The organism is Pseudomonas sp. NFPP28 (assembly GCF_900115535.1).
GTDB classification, from domain to species: Bacteria; Pseudomonadota; Gammaproteobacteria; order Pseudomonadales; family Pseudomonadaceae; genus Aquipseudomonas; species Aquipseudomonas extremorientalis.
The window spans coordinates 609,104-626,063 of the sequence record NZ_FOWT01000001.1 but is presented as its reverse complement, the minus strand read 5'-3'; the positions used below and the strand labels follow the sequence as shown (position 1 = coordinate 626,063).

At 61.4% G+C, this 16,960-nt stretch carries 10 protein-coding genes; 1 reads left to right on the top strand and 9 read right to left on the bottom strand.

The genetic code is table 11. From position 1 onward, the window contains the following. Positions 1–3: 3 nt before the first annotated feature. The 5 genes from BM110_RS03000 to BM110_RS02980 form a co-directional block, all read right to left on the bottom strand. On the bottom strand, positions 4–6,522 hold the full coding sequence (locus tag BM110_RS03000) for an NEL-type E3 ubiquitin ligase domain-containing protein (RefSeq protein ID WP_093512303.1): 6,519 nt from the start codon (positions 6,520–6,522) through the stop codon (positions 4–6). Positions 6,523–6,586: 64 nt separating this feature from the next. Next, complete coding sequence (locus BM110_RS02995; protein ID WP_071488675.1) at positions 6,587–7,714, bottom strand: OpgC family protein; 1,128 nt, start codon at positions 7,712–7,714, stop codon at positions 6,587–6,589. Positions 7,715–7,846: 132 nt separating this feature from the next. After that, positions 7,847–8,143 carry a cupin domain-containing protein gene (locus tag BM110_RS02990; protein ID WP_092241017.1) on the bottom strand — a complete coding sequence of 99 codons (297 nt, stop codon included), beginning with the start codon at positions 8,141–8,143 and terminating at the stop codon, positions 7,847–7,849. Between the two features lie 67 nt (positions 8,144–8,210). Continuing rightward, complete coding sequence (locus tag BM110_RS02985) at positions 8,211–9,830, bottom strand: FMN-binding glutamate synthase family protein (RefSeq protein ID WP_071488677.1); 1,620 nt, start codon at positions 9,828–9,830, stop codon at positions 8,211–8,213. An 82-nt stretch (positions 9,831–9,912) separates the two neighbouring features. Next, positions 9,913–10,293, bottom strand: coding sequence for a fibronectin type III-like domain-contianing protein (locus tag BM110_RS02980; RefSeq protein ID WP_256572924.1), 381 nt, complete (start codon positions 10,291–10,293; stop codon positions 9,913–9,915). 158 nt (positions 10,294–10,451) lie between these two features. On the opposite strand from BM110_RS02980, the gene BM110_RS02975 reads away from it, so the two are divergent. After that, a complete protein-coding gene (locus tag BM110_RS02975) occupies positions 10,452–10,724 on the top strand; it encodes a type B 50S ribosomal protein L31 (RefSeq protein WP_071488679.1) in 273 nt (90 codons plus the stop codon). A 21-nt stretch (positions 10,725–10,745) separates the two neighbouring features. Here the strand turns inward: BM110_RS02975 and BM110_RS02970 are convergent, their stop codons facing one another. From BM110_RS02970 to BM110_RS02955, 4 genes are read right to left on the bottom strand one after another with little or no spacing between them, the layout of a single operon-like run. After that, positions 10,746–12,125, bottom strand: coding sequence for an ATP-binding protein (locus BM110_RS02970; protein ID WP_092241021.1), 1,380 nt, complete (start codon positions 12,123–12,125; stop codon positions 10,746–10,748). Next, the gene (locus tag BM110_RS02965; RefSeq protein ID WP_093119487.1) at positions 12,122–13,936 is read right to left on the bottom strand and encodes a DAHL domain-containing protein; all 1,815 of its coding nucleotides are present in this window, start codon (positions 13,934–13,936) and stop codon (positions 12,122–12,124) included. Before BM110_RS02965 ends, BM110_RS02970 begins: the two co-directional genes overlap by 4 nt. Next, positions 13,933–14,862 carry a cytochrome-c peroxidase gene (locus tag BM110_RS02960; protein WP_371914783.1) on the bottom strand — a complete coding sequence of 310 codons (930 nt, stop codon included), beginning with the start codon at positions 14,860–14,862 and terminating at the stop codon, positions 13,933–13,935. Before BM110_RS02960 ends, BM110_RS02965 begins: the two co-directional genes overlap by 4 nt. Positions 14,863–14,920: 58 nt before the next feature. Next, positions 14,921–16,795: a putative bifunctional diguanylate cyclase/phosphodiesterase gene (locus BM110_RS02955; RefSeq protein WP_093512298.1), complete on the bottom strand. Its 1,875-nt coding sequence runs from the start codon at positions 16,793–16,795 to the stop codon at positions 14,921–14,923. Between the last annotated feature and the right edge of the window lie 165 nt (positions 16,796–16,960).

Genomic DNA, 16,960 nt, shown 5'->3' with positions numbered 1-16,960 from the left:
GGCTCAATTGACCTGCTGTTGTGCCAGTTGCGCCGCTTCGGTCAACTGGCGCACCAGCCGATTGCGTTCGGCGATCTCCAACTCCATCAGCGATTGCCGACGTTCCAGGTAGGCTTCCGAGCGTCTGTCCGAGATCTCCAGGTTCAGGCTTTTCAATTGGTGACTCACGACGTTCTCGATGGTCGAGAAAGGTTCCGGGTAACTGCGGGCCAGGTACTCGATCCAGAACTCCTCCATCAGCACCGAGTTCTGCACTGCCTGGGTTCTCTCCAACCCGGCCAGACTATCGCGGGCTTCGACAATATCTTGCTCGTCGACCCACTCCTCCACGGAGTACAGCATCTCTTCGCGACGAATCGGCAGGTTGTACTCATCGCGAAAACGCAGCCGGTAATACAGTTTCACCTCGGCATCGTCCGGATCTATCTCCTCTTCACGCAACTTTTGCAGGTGCGTATCGGCCAATTCATCCACTTTGCGCAGGTAGAACAGGCCTCTGGCAAGGCTCAGCAGATCGTGGTCGGCCTGGCTGCTGCCGGCCTGGGACCGGGCCTGGTGGACCTTGTGCTGAATCTCCATATCGATGAAGGCGAGGATGGCGCCATCGCCGCACGTACCGGCGACATAGGTGTTCAGGAAAATCTGCTCGCGCAGCTCGGTCGATTGGCCCATGGCCTCGAGCAGGTGCCAGACCCTGGTGGTCAGGGTTTGCTGGCTGGCCGGGCTGTGGGTGTAGGCATAGGACTGGATCAGGTCGCGCAGTACCCGGAACGCGTCATCCGACCTCGCCCCCTCGTGGTGTTGCAACTGCTCCCATAACTGTTGCCGTTCACTGTGCTGTGCCACAGGAACCCCGGCCAGCCAGCGGCTGAATTCCCTGGACATGGCTTGTTGGTGCAAGGTCCCCGGCAATGCGCCACCGATGACGATGCCGGTGCGACGACGGTAGTCGCGAATCCTGGCCAGGGTCGTTTCGCTCAATGGGTTGTCATGCAGGATGGTGTTGCGGTTGGTCGGCCCCATGCGCACGTCGGAAAACACTGCGTCAGGTACCGTGGTCAAGCGGTTTTCCTGCAATAACAGGGTGCGCAGGCTGCTGCGGGTTTCGGCGCCGATGGGCCACTGATCAATGTTGGTCTGAGGCAACGACAGTACGCGCAGGCGGGTCATGCGGGAAATATCCGGGGTCAGGCCCAGGGGGTTACCATCCAGGTGGAGCTCGGCCAGTCGCGTCATACCGGCCAGTCGCTGGCGAGATTCGGCCGTCAGCACGATAGTGTTGTCGCTCAGGTCAAGGTTCTCAAGCTGGGTCATCTGCGTCAGGCTGGCGGGCAGCTCATTGAGCATGCAGTCGATTTTCAGGTGGGTCAGGCCGGTGAATTTGCCGAGGAAGGCGTTGCCGGTCTCCGGGAAGGCGTCGCCGTCGATGCGCAGGTATTCAATGTGCTCGAAGCCTCGGTTATTCAGGATGAAATCAGCGTCAGGCAAGCTGTTGCCGTCCAGGCGCAGCACCAGTTGGTGAGCGTCGAACAGACCCGTACCGCTGATATAGGCCACGCGTGTTTCCTGGCGCCAGGCCCGCAGGATGCTGTCGGCCAATTGCCGACGCACGCCATAGTTCCGAACGACCGGATCGGTGCGCGGGGCGTCGACGGCCTGGGGGGGACCGATCCAGCGTTGCAATTCGAATTGCAGGGCCTGGTACTCGGCTTTGCGGCGTTGCAATTCAATCAGGGCGGCGGGTTCGCTCATGCCCAGGCTGTCGATCAGTTCCTGCGCTCGGAATTGGCTGAAGCTGGGGTAGAGTTCACGCACCTTGCTCAGCAAGTCCACCGGCTGGTCCCCGCCGAATGGCCACAGCCCTCTCAATGAAAACGGATAGGCGATGAATGAGCTGTCCACCTGCATCGGCGGTTGCAGCCACGGCGGTATATGCCGTAGGCCGAGCAGGCCCTTGATTGCAATGCGCCGGTTCAACGCCAGCTCGGCAATCGCCTGTCGCAGGGGTGACAGGTCAATGCTGTCGGCAATGCCCAGTGCCCGGCACTCGGTTTCCGACAGCAGCAGGGCGATGGCGCTCAACAGGTCGCTGCCGACATCGGCGGGGTCGTTGAGCAAGCGGCCTTGCTTGTCATAAGCATGGAATCCGCCGTTGAATCGCGCCAGGGTGCGCCGATCGATACCGGCGAGGTGACCTGCGCTCTCCAGCAGACGGCCCCTGGCGTTGCCGTCGTGGATGTCCAGACGTAGTTGCCGGGGCCAGCCGGGCAGTTCCTTGAGCAGGTGCAAGGTGATCCTTTCGCTGTCGGGGTTGGCCAGGGTCCTGAGGTAAAGGCCTTCGTAGGCGCGGTTCAGGCGCATATCGTCGGCGGTGAGCCGGGCCTGTTCGACCAGGCGCAGGCCGACCCGGCCATGGTCCTGCAGTTGCTTGAGTTCCCGTGGGGTGGCTTGGTCGAGAATGGCCCTGACCGCGCTACGGGGCAGTTGCGGGAAACTGGATTTCAAGCGCTGTTCCAGCCGGTTGCCACCTTGCTCGCTCTGGGCGTACAGGTTGTCGAACAGTTGCGCGCGTTCGCGGTAGGCATATTCGGCGATGGCCTTGGCCAGTTTGAACAGGCGTTCTTCCTGGGTGGCCGGGAGTTCGCCGAGCAAGGCGCGAGTCAAGGCATCGTTCTGCACCAGCTTTTTCAACGGTTCGCGACTGCGGCTTTCGGCCTCCGTGAGGCGTATTTTCTCGGTAGTGGGGTGGTAGCGGTACTGGCTGATCACGCGGCCGTTGTCGTCGACAACCTCCAGGCTGTGGCTGTCCGGCCAGGTAGGCAAGTGGCTGGCGAGCTGCAGTTGCAAGGACGGTCGCGCATTCTGTTGGGCAGAATAGGTGGTCATCGCCTGGATAAAGTGCAGGATGTCGCGCTCGATGCGAAAGCGTTTGCAGGTGTCTTCCAGCAACGGCGGTGGCGGCAATTGAGTGCTGTGCGACTCGCGCAGGGCCCGTGCCGGGGTATCGGTGATTTTCAGGATACGCGCGGCGGTGGTTTCGTCCACGTTGTAGTCCTGGGCTCCCAGGCGGTAGAGCAGGCGATGATCGCTCCAGGTCATCGGGTTCTCGGTGGACAAGCGCCATGCGCCCCGACGGTTGTGTTCCAGAGTGGGCGTGTCGACGCCGATTTTTTCCGGGTGCTTGAGCCGCCACTTGCGCAGGCTGTTGTCATAGACAACCGGATACAGCGAGCCATAGAGCGGCAGCAGGGTTTGCCCGTCCAGGTCATACAGGCCATTGGCGCCCGCTTGCAAGTGTGCCGGCAGCACCACGTTCTGCTCGTACTGGTGCAACGAAAGGTCCAGGAGGCTGACATAGCCGCTGGGGCTGCGCTGGGCGCTCATCAGGTCGCCCAAGGTGGTGCGCAGCCCCTGGGCATCGGAAGCGGATTGCATACCCAGTTTCAAGCGTTCGTGGGGTTGCAGCACCGAGCCGATGGCCAGGTAGAAACTGTCGACGGCCGGCGATACCGGGATCGCTCCGCCGTTACGCATGTCGTAGGCTTCGTAGCGACCTTCGCCGTAGAACAGCAATTCCACCGTGGTGTCGTCGGGTCCGCTGGACTCGTAACGTTGCCCGGGATCGCCGCTGCTCATATCGGTGACCACGAAATGTCGTCCCAGGGTGTCGCGTAGCAGGCTGGCGGCGAACTCCCGTGCCCATTGATCGGTGTCCGGGTTGAATGCGCGGCGGTGGTAGAGGCCGTCGATGACCACATCGATACGCAGCGCGGTACGGTGATGCTCCAGGTGCTCGTGCAGGGCCTGCGGCAATTTGCCGGTCTGCAGCAAACGCGCCTGCTCAGGCTCGCTCAAGGGCATGTCGTTGAGCAACTGTGCCAGGTTTGCCGGGGTCAACGGGGCGAATCGCTCGCGCAGAGTCTTCAGCACAGACGTGACTTCTACCAAAGGGGGCGCGACCTTCAGCGGCGTAAAGAGGCGCGCGGGATCGCTGGCCGGTACTTCATGCCGGGCATGGTCGGCGTAGCGGTACAGCGCGCTGAACAGCGCCAACCGCCGGGCCTGGGCCAGCTCGCTGATTTGCAGGCGCACGCGGGCGATGCGTTGCGCCGTGGTCAAATGCGGGCTGCCTTCTTTGCCCAGTACCGAACCGGAAGGCTGTTGCTCAAGGATCAGCTCGAACAACGGCTCCTGGGAGACGACGGTGGTGTCCGGACCGTCCAGGGCGATATAGGTGCCATCGTCGCGGCGCTTGAGCTTGATAACGGCGCCCGTGGCCGGTGGGGTATCGGCGGCGGCATAGGTTTCGATGAGCGTGCCTTGGGCGTCATGCACCTGGAGGGACGCATCTGCTGGCCAGCCGGGCACGTGAGGCAACAGGCACAGCACCGCCCTATCGGCATGGGGCGGCAGGTGGCCGCGGCGGTGAAAGTCGCTGATCAACTGGTCTATGACCCGGTCAACCTGCAGGCGCCTGACGCCTTCGGTGAGGTTGACGGGGGCGGGCTCTCCGGCCCAGACGTTGTCCAGGGTGGCTCGGCTGGGCGAGATGCTGCGCAGCATGCGTTCCAAGTCGAGCCTGGGCACCGGGCTTGAGCCATTGGGCAGCATGCGCTCGATCAGTTGCACGTCGGACAGGTCATGGGCGTTTCTCAAGTCCAGGGTCCAGGCTTGCAAGGCGGGGTCGAACATGATCGGCGGCGCTGCGTCGCCGCGGTTTTCCTGCTTGAGCACGAACCTGAGGGTCTTGGCGTCATGGCTGATTTCCACGACGCGTCGCTCTTTACCGTAGTTCAACCAGGCGTACTGCTGCCCGTTGATCTGGTACACGCCCTGGGCATTGGGCGTCTGACCATTGAGCAGGTTCTGATCGAGAATGGCGTAGGGGCCTATGTCCGGTTTCCAGAGCACCCCGGTTTCGTCGTTGCGCATCAGCTTTTGCGGGTTGCCCAGGCGTTGCAGCAAACCTTGGATGCGTAGCCGATGCACCCGCCCGGCGGTGGTGATCAACAGACCGTTGATTGCCAGGTCCATCACATCCGCCAATGCGGCGGCAAAGTCCATGGCCTGGCCCTTCGCGGCTTCATTGATACCGACGATCGTGCTGTAGGTGAGGCTGCCGAATACCGCCGCCTGCATCACCCGGTTCAGGCCGGTGACGCCGCCGGGCATGGGCGTCAGCAGCAATTGCAGGATTTCGTCGGCGATGGCGGCAGCGCCGTCCATGACGGCCTGCAAGTCGCGGGTCGAGCGGCTGGTGGCCAGGGTGGAGAGATTGGCCTGGTAGTGTTGGACGTGACGGTATGTGAGGGCTTGCACCAGGGTTTCGGGACGCCCGTGCTTGGGGTCTGGGCTGAAGCGCAGGCTGTCCAGGGTCTTGGCCGGGAACAGGCGATGGAACGTGTCGTACAGGAAGCCGGCGAGGGCGCTGAGGTGCTCCGGGCGTCGCTCCTGCTGGTCGAGGCGCTTGAACGCCGTCATTTCGGTCACGGGCAGTTGTCGTGCGAACCAGCCCAGGTCATGTTGGCGGTGGCTGTCCTTGAGTTGCTGCATGAAGTGCGCGTGGGCCGCGTTGCTGTCGATGTGATAGTGCAGCGCACCGCCGGGACGGAACGGGAAGTAGGACACTACCCCGAGGCTGCCCACCCGGATCAGCAGCAGCGGCACCGGGATGGTCTCGCCGGAGGGCACGAACGGCACCGCCGGCAGCAGCGTGATGCCGGTGCTCATCCCAAGTGTTTCGAATTCCAGCGCCGCGCCACTGCCATCAATGGCCTGGGTCAGGCGGTGGTAGAGTTCAAGGGTGACGCCTGTCACGGCGCGGTTGCGATAGGCTTCCAACGCTTCGAAGAGCAGGCAGGCACGGGCGCTGTCCTGCAGCAACTGTTGCAGTCTCCCGTCCCGGCCCAGGGCTGCATCGAGCGTGCGTTGCAGTTGCCCGCCCAGGTCCAGCTCGCGGGCGATCTCGACAAAACCCTGGACGGTCAACACCGGGTTTTCATTGCCCGTGAAGTAGGAGGCATCGACGAAGGTACTGCCCTGGCGTTGCGGTGTGCCGGTGGTGAAGTCGAAGTTCAGGCACGCGGCGTCCCACAACGAGAGGGTGGACACATGGGAGCGGTATTTCCATTCATCGTATGCCCGGCGAAAACGCCGCCGTTCCCGGGAGAGGCTGGTGGAACTGGTGCGCGGTTCCCAGGGCATCGGCGGCTGCACCTGTTCCAGGTAGCGGGTGTGCAGGAACACGCGCTTGGGGTCCTGGTTGCCGATGCGCGCGCGCAATTGGGCCTGCCCCCACGTCTTGAACGTGCCGATCAGGGCGTTGTTTTCTGTCTCTACCGCTTTCAGGGCCTGGAGGGCATTGCGTTGCAGCCGCACATAATCGCGCTGCTGGTCAGGGCTCAGGGTGTTCAGTGTGCGCGTGAGGGTTTCACGGATCTGCTCCAGGGCTTGCTGTCGGCCCCAGGCATCACTCGATTGCAGGTTGCCCGACAGGCCGTTGAGCAGTTGATGGGTTGGCATGGGCCATTTCCTTTCACGGGTTAAGTGGAAGGAAATGGAATCACCCTGCCGGTTTTGCCGGGCGCTACCTATGTAGCGCGGGCTTGGGGGCCGAGTCCAGGCGCTTGAGCATGTCCAGCCACATAGCCAGGCCGACCATCAACAGCGCACCGGCCACGGCGGTCGCCAGTTGCATGGCGACGGCATCGTGGGCCAAGGCGTTGATCATGTCTGCCAGGGGCGCCAGCACGACCCCAAGGCAAAACACTTCCAGGGAGTAGCGGCCCATGCGGCACACCTCAGTGGCAACGCGGTTCTGCGTCCAACCGACGTGGGGCAACAGCTTCGCCGTAACGTAGGCCAGGGCGAGGAAGTGCACGAGGCGCACCGGTGACAAATCGGTCTTGCTGATCGGGTACAGCCCATCACTGAGCCAGGCCGGCATCCAGGCGTCATGCACGTGCGGCCAGCGCCACGACAGGGTGATCACCGCCGCCAGCACTACATACAGGGCACATGCGACAAACAGCGGCTGGCGCGACAACGGGCGTACCTGCACAGGTTTCGGCCGCTGGCTGTACACCGCCGCCGCGCCGCCAAGCACGAACAGCAACTGCCAGGTGACCGGGTTGAAGTACCACACGCCGTCGGCAATCGCGCGCAGGTTCCAGCCCATCCAGGGCGCCATCAAGTAGATCGCCAGCGACACGGCCACCACGGCCTCGACCCTGCGCATCATCATCGGCAGCACCAGCGGCAGGCCGCCCAACAGCACGATATACAGCGGCAGCGGGTCCATCAGGTTGGGCTTGAAGCGCAGCAGCAGTTCGTCGGTCAGCGCCTGCTGGGGGTGGGTGACGAAGTGCGTCAGGCCCATCTCCTCGACCAGGTCGCGGGTTTCCACATGGCTGTTGGCGAAGAACACGATGCCCATCAGCAGCGCCAGCAAAAAGATATGCACCACATACAGCACCCAGGTGCGTCGCAGGATTTTCAAACTGGCCAGCCAGTAACCGTCGCGCTGCAGGATCTTGCCGTAGGCGAGCACGGCGGCAAAACCGGCGAGGAACACGAACACCTCCGCCGCGTCGCTGAAACCGACGTTGCGCAAGGTGATCTGGCCGAGAGGGTTGTGGGGGACGTGATCCCAGAAAATGAAGATCAACGCCAGGCCCCGAAAAAAATCGATGCGTGGGTCGCGTCCGTCAGGCATGGCTACGGGCTCTTGAATGTCAGGTTTAACAAGGACAGGTGAGCGTGGGCGTTGTCGTACGCCGCACGTCGGGCGGGCGCAGGTTGGCGGTATTTGTAAGCAATTGCAAAGGTTGGATATTACTGAATGTCTCTAGACATCAATGATGACCAGTGTGCCATGGCTGCCGGCGAGCACTGCGTGGGCGATACCGGCTTCCACGAGGTACATCTGGCCGGCGCCTACCCTGATTTCGTCGTCGCCGATGCTCAGGCGCAACAGGCCATCGATCACCAGCAGGCCTTCGTTGTAGTCATGGGTTTCTACCTCGTACGCCTGCTCATCCATACGCAACACCTTGATCCACGCGGGGCCAACCTGGCCCAGACGCTTGGATTTCCAGCTCTCGGGTAGTTGCGCGGCCATGGCGGAAAAGTCCAGTAACGGCATGTGAATCTCCTTGTTTCAACGATGCCGTCGGTGGTCCGGTTCAGCGGTGAGGGTCGTTATCTTGATATCACGCGGCGCTGGCTTCGTGGGGTTCAAAGCTGTCCGCCCGCGCCATCTGCCACATCCGCGAATAGAACTCGCCATTCACCTCACCGGTCAACAATTCGCCCGGCTTGAGGAACACATGCAACTGCGAGAACAATTTGATCTCGGTCGCCGACATGCGTCGCACCAGGTGCTTGGCCGACAGTTGCGACGGATGCTCCAGGCCCGCCGCCGCGAGCATTTCCGCCAGGGCCTTGAGGGTGTTGCGGTGGAAGTTGAACACGCGCTGGGCCTTGTCCGGTACCACCAGGGCGCGCTGGCGCAGCGGGTCTTGAGTCGCCACGCCGGTCGGGCATTTGTTGGTGTGGCACGACTGGGACTGAATGCAGCCAATGGCAAACATGAAGCCGCGCGCCGAGTTGGCCCAGTCGGCACCGATGGCCAGTACGCTGGCGATATCGAACGCGCTGACGATCTTGCCGCTGGCGCCGAGCTTGATCTTGTCGCGCAGGTTCAGGCCCACCAGGGTGTTGTGCACGAACAGCAGGCCTTCACGCAGTGGCACGCCGATGTGGTCGGTGAACTCCACCGGCGCGGCCCCGGTGCCACCTTCCTTGCCATCGACCACGATAAAGTCCGGGAGGATGCCGGTTTCGAGCATGGCCTTGGCGATGCCCATGAATTCCCACGGGTGGCCCAGGCAGAACTTGAAGCCTACCGGTTTGCCGCCGGACAGTTCACGCAGTTGCGCGATGAACTGCATCAATTCGATCGGTGTGGAGAACGCGCTGTGACGCGACGGCGAGATGCAGTCTTCGCCCATCAGGATGCCACGCGTGTCGGCGATTTCCTGGGTGACCTTGTGCTTGGGCAGGATCCCGCCGTGGCCGGGTTTGGCGCCCTGGCTCATCTTGATTTCGATCATGCGCACTTGCGGGTTCTGCGCCTGCACGGCGAAGCGCTCAGGGTCGAAGCGGCCATCGCTGGTGCGGCAACCGAAGTAACCGCTGCCGAGTTCCCAGGTCAGGTCGCCGCCGTTTTCGCGATGGTAAGGGCTGATGCTGCCTTCGCCGGTGTCGTGGGCGAAGTTGCCGAGCTTGGCGCCCTGGTTCAGCGCACGAATCGCGTTGGCGCTCAGCGAGCCAAAGCTCATCGCCGAGATATTGAACACCGATGCCGAATACGGCTGCGTGCACTGCGGGCCGCCGACCATCACGCGAAATGCGCTGGGGTCGCTGAGCGGCGCCGGGCGCATGGAGTGGCCGATGAATTCGAAGCCCGACTGGTACACGTCGATCAGGGTGCCGAAGGGTTTGTCGGCGGTTTCGTTCTTCGCCCGCGAGTAGACCAGCGAGCGCTGGGCGCGGGAGAAGGGCAGGGCATCGCTGTCGGATTCGAGCAGGTACTGGCGGATTTCCGGGCGGATGGCTTCCACCAGGTAACGGATATTGCCCAGGATCGGGTAGTTGCGGCGCACGGCGTGGGGGCTTTGCAGCAGGTCGAACAGACCGATCAGGCTCAACACGCCGGTGACCACCGTGATGGGCCACAGCCATTCGTGTTCGATAAAGGGCAAGCTGGCAAGGGTGAACAGGACGCACACGGCAAAGAAGGCGTAACGGCTTAACAACGACAGGCTCATACGGTTTCCTTGGGTTCAGACTCTTTTGGTCGGTACGGCATTCTGCGCCTGTAAGGAAACCCTAGACAACCTGTGGGAATATTCAATTTGGCACGCTGGGTGAGACGGACTGGCCCGATATAGAGAGCTTGCGGCTATCAGTGACTTCGACGTGGGCCTGGTTGTCGGTGGTTGAGTCACCCCCGACAAAAACAGTAAAGGTGCCGGCCTCCACCACTGGTGCCAAATCCGCACCCAGTAAGGCAAAGTCATTTTCATCGAGTGTGAAAACCACTTCCCGGGTTTGGCCGGCTGCTAAATGCACTTTGCGAAAGCCGCGTAACTGGCGTACCGGGCGGGTGACGCTGGCGACAGCGTCCCGCAGGTAAAGCTGAACAATTTCGTCGCCTGCGCGTGGGCCGGTATTGGTGACGCTGGTCGTTACAGTCAAGGGCTGGCTGGAGCCGAGGCGCGTGCTGCTCAATTGAGGCAACTCGCTTGCCTGGAGTGTCTGGTTAGCAACCAACAACGTCTGCTGTGAGTTCTGACAGGGATATGCTTATTGCAATCTGTTCTCGTTTGGGTGTGTGGATTGTGTTACTGTATAACGCATCAAATGCACTCAAACGCCCCGGAGGCCTTATGAAAGCTGGTATCCATCCCGACTACCGCACCGTGCTGTTCCACGACACCGCCGCCGACGTGTTTTTCCTGATCGGCTCCACCGCCGACAGCGACCGCACCCATAAACACAGTGACGGCAACACTTACCCGTATATTCCGTTGGATGTGTCCAGCGCCTCGCACCCGATCTACACCGGCCAACAGCGCAAGACCCAGGCCGAAGGCCGCATTGCCGGGTTCAACAAGCGGTTCGCGTCGTTTGGCTCTAGCCCGAAAAAAGCCGAGGCCTGAGCGACATGATGGCGGCGTGTCCTACGCCGCCGTCTGCCGGATCGGCAAGACCACTCTAAATTTCGTACCTTTGCCCAGTTCGCTGCTGACGGAAATATCGCCCCGGTGTTTCTTGACGATGCCGTAGGACAGCGACAGGCCCAGCCCTGTGCCTTCACCCACCGGTTTGGTGGTGAAGAACGGGTCGAAGATTTTCTGCACGGTCTCAGGCGCAATCCCACAGCCGTTATCGGCCACTTCCAGCCATACATGCTCGCCTTCCACGCCATTGCTGATGGTGATGGTGCCGCGCTCGGGTCCCATGGCTTGCGCAGCATTGATCACCAGGTTCATCACCACCTGGTTGAGCTGGGATGCCAGGCACTCGATTTCCGGTAGCGGGGCATAGTGCTTGACCACATCGGCCTTGTACTTGAGTTCGCTGGCGACGATGTTGAGCGTGGAGTCGATGCCCTGTTGCAGGTTGGCAAATTGCCAGGTCTGGTCGTTGTCCACCCGGGAGAAGTTCTTCAGGTCCTTCACGATCTGTATCACGCGGCTGATGCCTTCCTTGGATTCCCTGATCAGGATCGGAATGTCTTCCTTGAGGAAGTCCAGTTCCACCTCGTCGCGCATCGCCTTGAGTTGATCGCGCTGTGTTCCCGGCGCAAGGGTTTGCTCGACCGTCCGGTAGGCATCCAACATCTGTTGCAGCTGGTTGAAATAGCCATCCAGGGTGCTGAGGTTGGAGGAGATAAACCCCACCGGGTTGTTGATCTCATGGGCCACGCCCGCCGCCAGTTGCCCCAGCGACGCGAGTTTTTCCGACTGCACCAATTGGCTTTCCAGGTGCTTGCGCTCGTCGATCTCCAGTTGCAACGCCTGGGTGCGCTGTTCCACCAACTGTTCCAGGTGCGCGGTTTGCAGGGAGGCACGCCGGGCCATGTCCCATTTGTTGGCCAGGGTGTTGGCCATTTGCTGGACTTCGATATTGTCGAAAGGCTTTTTCAGGATCAGCAGGCGATCATGGGCGTGCAGGCGCTCCAGCAGGTCTTCCCAGGAATAGTCCGAGTAAGCGGTGCACACCACCACCTGCAGGCCGGGCGCGACTTTCCAGAGTTCCTCGATGGTTTTCGCGCCATCCCAGCCCTGGGGCATGCGCATGTCGACAAAGGCCAGGGCGTAGGGTTGTTTGTTTGCCATGGCCGTGACGAGTAGTTGCAGGCCTTCCTCTCCACCGTATGCCGAATGCAACTCGAACACCTGGGCCTGGGCTTTGGCCGTGTCGCCGAACAGGGCCGACTCCATGTCATCCAGCGCCTGGTTGGATTCGACGGCTGGCATCAGGATTTTGCGAAAGTCGTCATGGATCGACGGCGTGTCATCGATCAACAAAATGCGCCGGTTGGGAGGCTGGTTCATGGGGGGCTTCCGGCAAGAGTGAGAGGAATCGTCAAGGTAAACACCGCACCCAGGCCAGGCCCATCGCTGTGTGCGCTGAGCTGGCCGTTCATTTCCACGGCGGCCAGGGCGCAGCTGTGCAGGCCGAAGCCGTGGCCTTCCTTGCGGGTGGTGAAGCCGTGGGTGAAGATCCGGGTCATATTCTCGGGCGGAATGCCTTCGCCCTCGTCTTTCACGCTGATTTGCAAGGTGTCATCGGCACCCGGCTGGACAACCAGGGTCATTTGTCGTGGCCGGTCGGTGAGGTTGGACATGGCGTACTTGGCGTTGCTGATCAGGTTGACCATGATCAGCAACAGCCGGTGCTTATCCCCCAGGATTTCCGGCACCCGTGCGTACTCCTTGACCACCGTGACGTGGTGACGGCTCAGGGCACCGGCATTCATGCGCAAGGCATCTTCCATCAAGGCACTGATGTTGACCGGCTCCAGCAGCGTGGACGCACCGGCGTAGGATTGTTGGGTGGCGACGATGTCCTTGATGTGGTCGACGCTTTTGCTCAACTGCGCCAGTTCCTCGGTCATGCCCTGCTGTTCGGCGGCGATGGCCTCCACCAACTGGTTCAAGTAGCCGGGCAACAGTTTGCCCTTTTCATCTTCGGTAAGGAACGTGCCCAGGTCAGCCTGGCGTTCGTTGATCAACTGCATGGCTTTGCCCAGGCCCAGGGCCTTGCTGCTACGCAATTTGCGGCTGACCAGGTCGGCGGAAATGTTCACGCTGTTGAGCACATTGCCGACGTTGTGCAGCACGTTGGTGGCGATCTCGGCCATGCCGGCCTGGCGGGCGCTGTCCATCAGTTCACTCTGGGCATCCTTGAGCTGCCGCGTACGCCGCTCCACGCGTTGCTCCAGGGTTTCATTGGCCGCCTGCAAGGCGCGGTTGACCCGGTTGATCTCGGCGAAACTGCGCAACAGGCGCACGGCCAGATAGAGCAACAGCACCACCAGCAAGGTCGAGAAAATCAGCAGGTAACGGTGGTATTGATGGTCGACCAGGTCGGCCGTCTGCTGGTCCTGGTTGAGATGGGTGGTCAGGTCATCCAGGCGTTCGGCCACGGGCACCGCCGCGATTCGTTCGAGCAGGCTGTTGACCAAAGGCTGTTCGCGCAGGATCAGCGAAATATGATTGCTGAGAATATCGACCGGCGCCTGGAACTCGACAGGCAGCAACTCTTTGTTGACGGCCAGCTTGCCCAGGCCAACGAGAATGTCGGCGGCTCGATCATCGCTGGTGACCTGGGCGAACTCCAGGCTGCTGAGCAGCAGGTCGTAGGTGTCGGTGGCCACGCTTTGCAGTTGCGCCTTGCCCTCATCGTCCACACGGTTGAATTGGGCCTGGATATCGTCCTCGGCAGTCGGGAGGAAGGCCAGCGAGTTGCGCAGCACCGCGTTGTGGGATTTGAACTGGTCCACCAACCGGGCCTTTTCCTGGATGGCCGCCTCATAGGCTTGTTGATCGGCCTGCCAGCGGGGCAGGTCGGTGGCCTCGTGGTAGGAACCGCGGCTTTTCAGCTCGGTCCACAGTCGGGTCATTTCCAGCAGTGGCGCGACCAGGGGGTCGTAGTTATGGGTAATAGAGATCCTGGCCTTGAGCACCTCACTGTCCCATTGGGCATTGAGTTGCTGGAGTTGCCGGATCAGGTCCCGCGAGTGAGTGTAACTGGCTGTCTGGTCACGGCCTGACTTGAAGTACAGAAAGACCAGTGTCGAGGCCAGCAGCACGGTGATCAGGCCGAGCAGCAGTTGGCTGGTACGGCGTCTGGACAGGGTCATAGTGGTTTGCCCGCCCATTCGCCCGTCAGGGTCTTGAGGAATTGAATGATCAGGTCCTTGTCTTCCTGGGACGGGTTGCGCCCCAGTTGATACTTGAACATCACATCGACCGCTTCTTCCAGGGTCCTGGCCGAGGCGTCGTGAAAGTACGGGGCGGTGACGGCTACATTGCGCAGGCTGGGCACCTTGAACACATGGCGGTCCTCTTCGTCCTGGGTCTGCAGGTAGCGCCCAAGGTCCGACTCCACCGGATTGCCCCGTGCCTTGAAATAGTCGCCCATCACGCCGAACTTCTGGAACATGTTGCCGCCGATATTGACCCCCTGGTGGCAAGCAATGCAGCCGTAGTCCTTGAAGCGTTGGTAGCCGTACTTTTCCTGGGTCGTGAGGATCTCGGTGTTGCCCAGCAGGTACTGGTCGAATCGCGAGTTGGGTGTCAGCAGGGTGCGTTCATAGGTGGCCAGTGCGTTTTGCACATTGGCGGCGGTGACGCCGTCGGGATAGGCCTGGCTGAACGCGGTCTGGTAGGCAGGCATGGCGGACAGGTTCTGCACCACGGTTTTCCAGTCACTGCCCATTTCCACCGGGCTGATCACCACCTGTTCGACCTGGGCTTCCAGGGTATCCACCCGGCCATTCCAGAACTGCTTGAAGTTCAGGCTGGCGTTGAATACCGACGGCGTGTTGATCGCGACCGGCTTGCCGTCGAAGCCAAGGGAAAACGGCTTGTCGTCGGCACCGCCGGACGCCAGTCGATGGCAACTGGCGCAGGAGAGGGTGCCGTTGACCGACAGGCGCGGTTCGTTGAACAGCTGGCGACCCAGCTCGACCCTGGCCGGGTCCAGCGTGGGAACCGCAGGCAGCGGTTTGAGCGCTTCATCCAGTGGTGCGGCCAGCAGCGGTGCCGCCAGGCCCAGCATGAACATCAGGCCAAGACGGTAAGTTGAGACATCGCTCAAGCGAGCACTCCTTGCAAGCATAGGGCTATGGGGTGGGCATCAATGTCGCGCAGCCCACTTGCAGCAACTGGGCGAAGTCTTTGGCAGGCACGGCCTTGCTGAATAAAAAGCCCTGGCCTTCTTCACACAGCTGGGCTTGCAGGAAACTCAGCTGATCGAGGGTTTCGACCCCTTCGGCGATGATAGTCAGTTCCAGGCTCCTGCCCATGCCGATGATAGCGCTGATCAGTTGCTCGTCCTGGCTATTTACGTTCAGGCCACGCACGAAGGACTGGTCGATCTTCAACACGTCGATGGGGAAGCGTCTCAGGTAGCTGAGGCTGGAGTAACCGGTGCCGAAGTCGTCCAGGGCCAGGCGCACGCCCATGGCCTTGATGGTGTGCAGGGTCTTGACGGTTTCTTCGACATTCTGCATCAGCACGCTTTCGGTGATTTCCAGTTCAAGCAGATGTGGCTGCATATCGGTCTGCTTCAAGATTGCGACGAGGTTGTCGACGAAGTCGCGTTGACGGAAGTCGATGGCCGAGATGTTCACCGAGATGCACAGCGGTGGCAGGCCCATCGCACGCCAGGCCTGCACTTGCTCGCAGGCCTGGCGCAGCACCCATTGGGTCAGGGGCACGATCAGCCCGCTGTCTTCGGCCACGGGGATGAAATCGCCGGGGTTGACCCAGCCCGAGCGTGGCTGGAACCAGCGGATCAGCGCTTCGGCGCCGACGATCTTGCCGGATTTCAGGTCCAGCTTCGGCTGGTAGTGCAGCACAAACTCTTCGCGGTCCAGCGCCTGGCGAATCGCGCTTTCCAGGTTTTGCTGGTGTCGGGCGCGCCGGTTCATGTCTTCGGTGTAAAAGCTGAAACCATCCGGGCCCAGTTCCTTGCGGGTGCGCATGGCGGTCTCGGCGTGTTTGATCAGTTCCACGGCATTGCCGCTGTCATCGGGGTAGATCGCGATGCCCAGGCTGGCGGTGACGCTCAGGTCGTGCCCTGCGACATGTCGGGTGGCACTCACGGCCGTGAGGATTTTTTGTGCGATATGCTGGGTTTGCTGCGGATGCTCGATATCGCTGAGCACAACCACAAATTCGTCCGCGCCGTAGCGAAACACCGAATCCGATGCACGCACGCTCGCCACCAGGCTGTGGCTGACCTGTTGCAGTACCTCATCGCCCACCGGGTAGCCCAAGGCATTGTTGACGCGCTTGAAGCGGTCCAGCCCGATAAACATCACCGCCAGTTGCGTGTCATGCCGGTGGCCCAATGCAATCGCCTGCGTGAGCCGGTCGCCCAGCAGCGTGCTGTTGGGCAATCCGGTGAGGGTGTCGTATTGCAGCAGGTGCGAGACTTTGAGCAGCTCCTGCACACGTTCTTCGATAGTGCGCTCCAGGCCGATCACCTTTAGCGCTATGTCCTGGGCAAGCTGCCATTTCCAGGTCAGGGCGCTTGCCATCTGGCGGATCTCCAGATGATCGAAGGGTTTTTTCAGGATCAGCAGTTGGTCGTTGTACTTCAGTCGCGCCTCGATGGCTTCGAAGGAATAGTCGGAATAAGCCGTGCACAGGGCGATCTGCAGGTTGGGGTCAACGTTCCACAGCTGTTCGATGGTCTGCAGGCCATCCCAACCCGGCGGCATGCGCATGTCGATGAACACCAGGGCATAGGGCGCGTTGGCGGCCAGGGCCCGGTTGACCAGTTCCAGAGCTTCCTCACCCTGGTAGGCGGAGTCCAGTTTGAAGGCCTGGCGTACTTTAGGGGCGGTGCCGAACAGCGTTTCTTCAAGGTTCTCCAACGAAGGCTCGCCATTGGCATCGGCGCAGAGAATCTTGCGGAAGTCCTGGTGGATCGAGGCCGTGTCATCGACGATCAGAATGCGCCGGTTGGCCCTGGCGGAATCAGCAGTCATGGCCTGCTCCGTGACGACAAAAGGTTTGACGGCATAACGATTCCTTCCCTGATTTCGCCTCGGAGCGGGGCGCCAACCTGTTCTGTCAGCATAGTCGAGGTCGCTTGATATCGACGGCCAGTTGGCGTCAAATCAACCCCGCGCCTCAGGCGAAGGAAGCTGGCC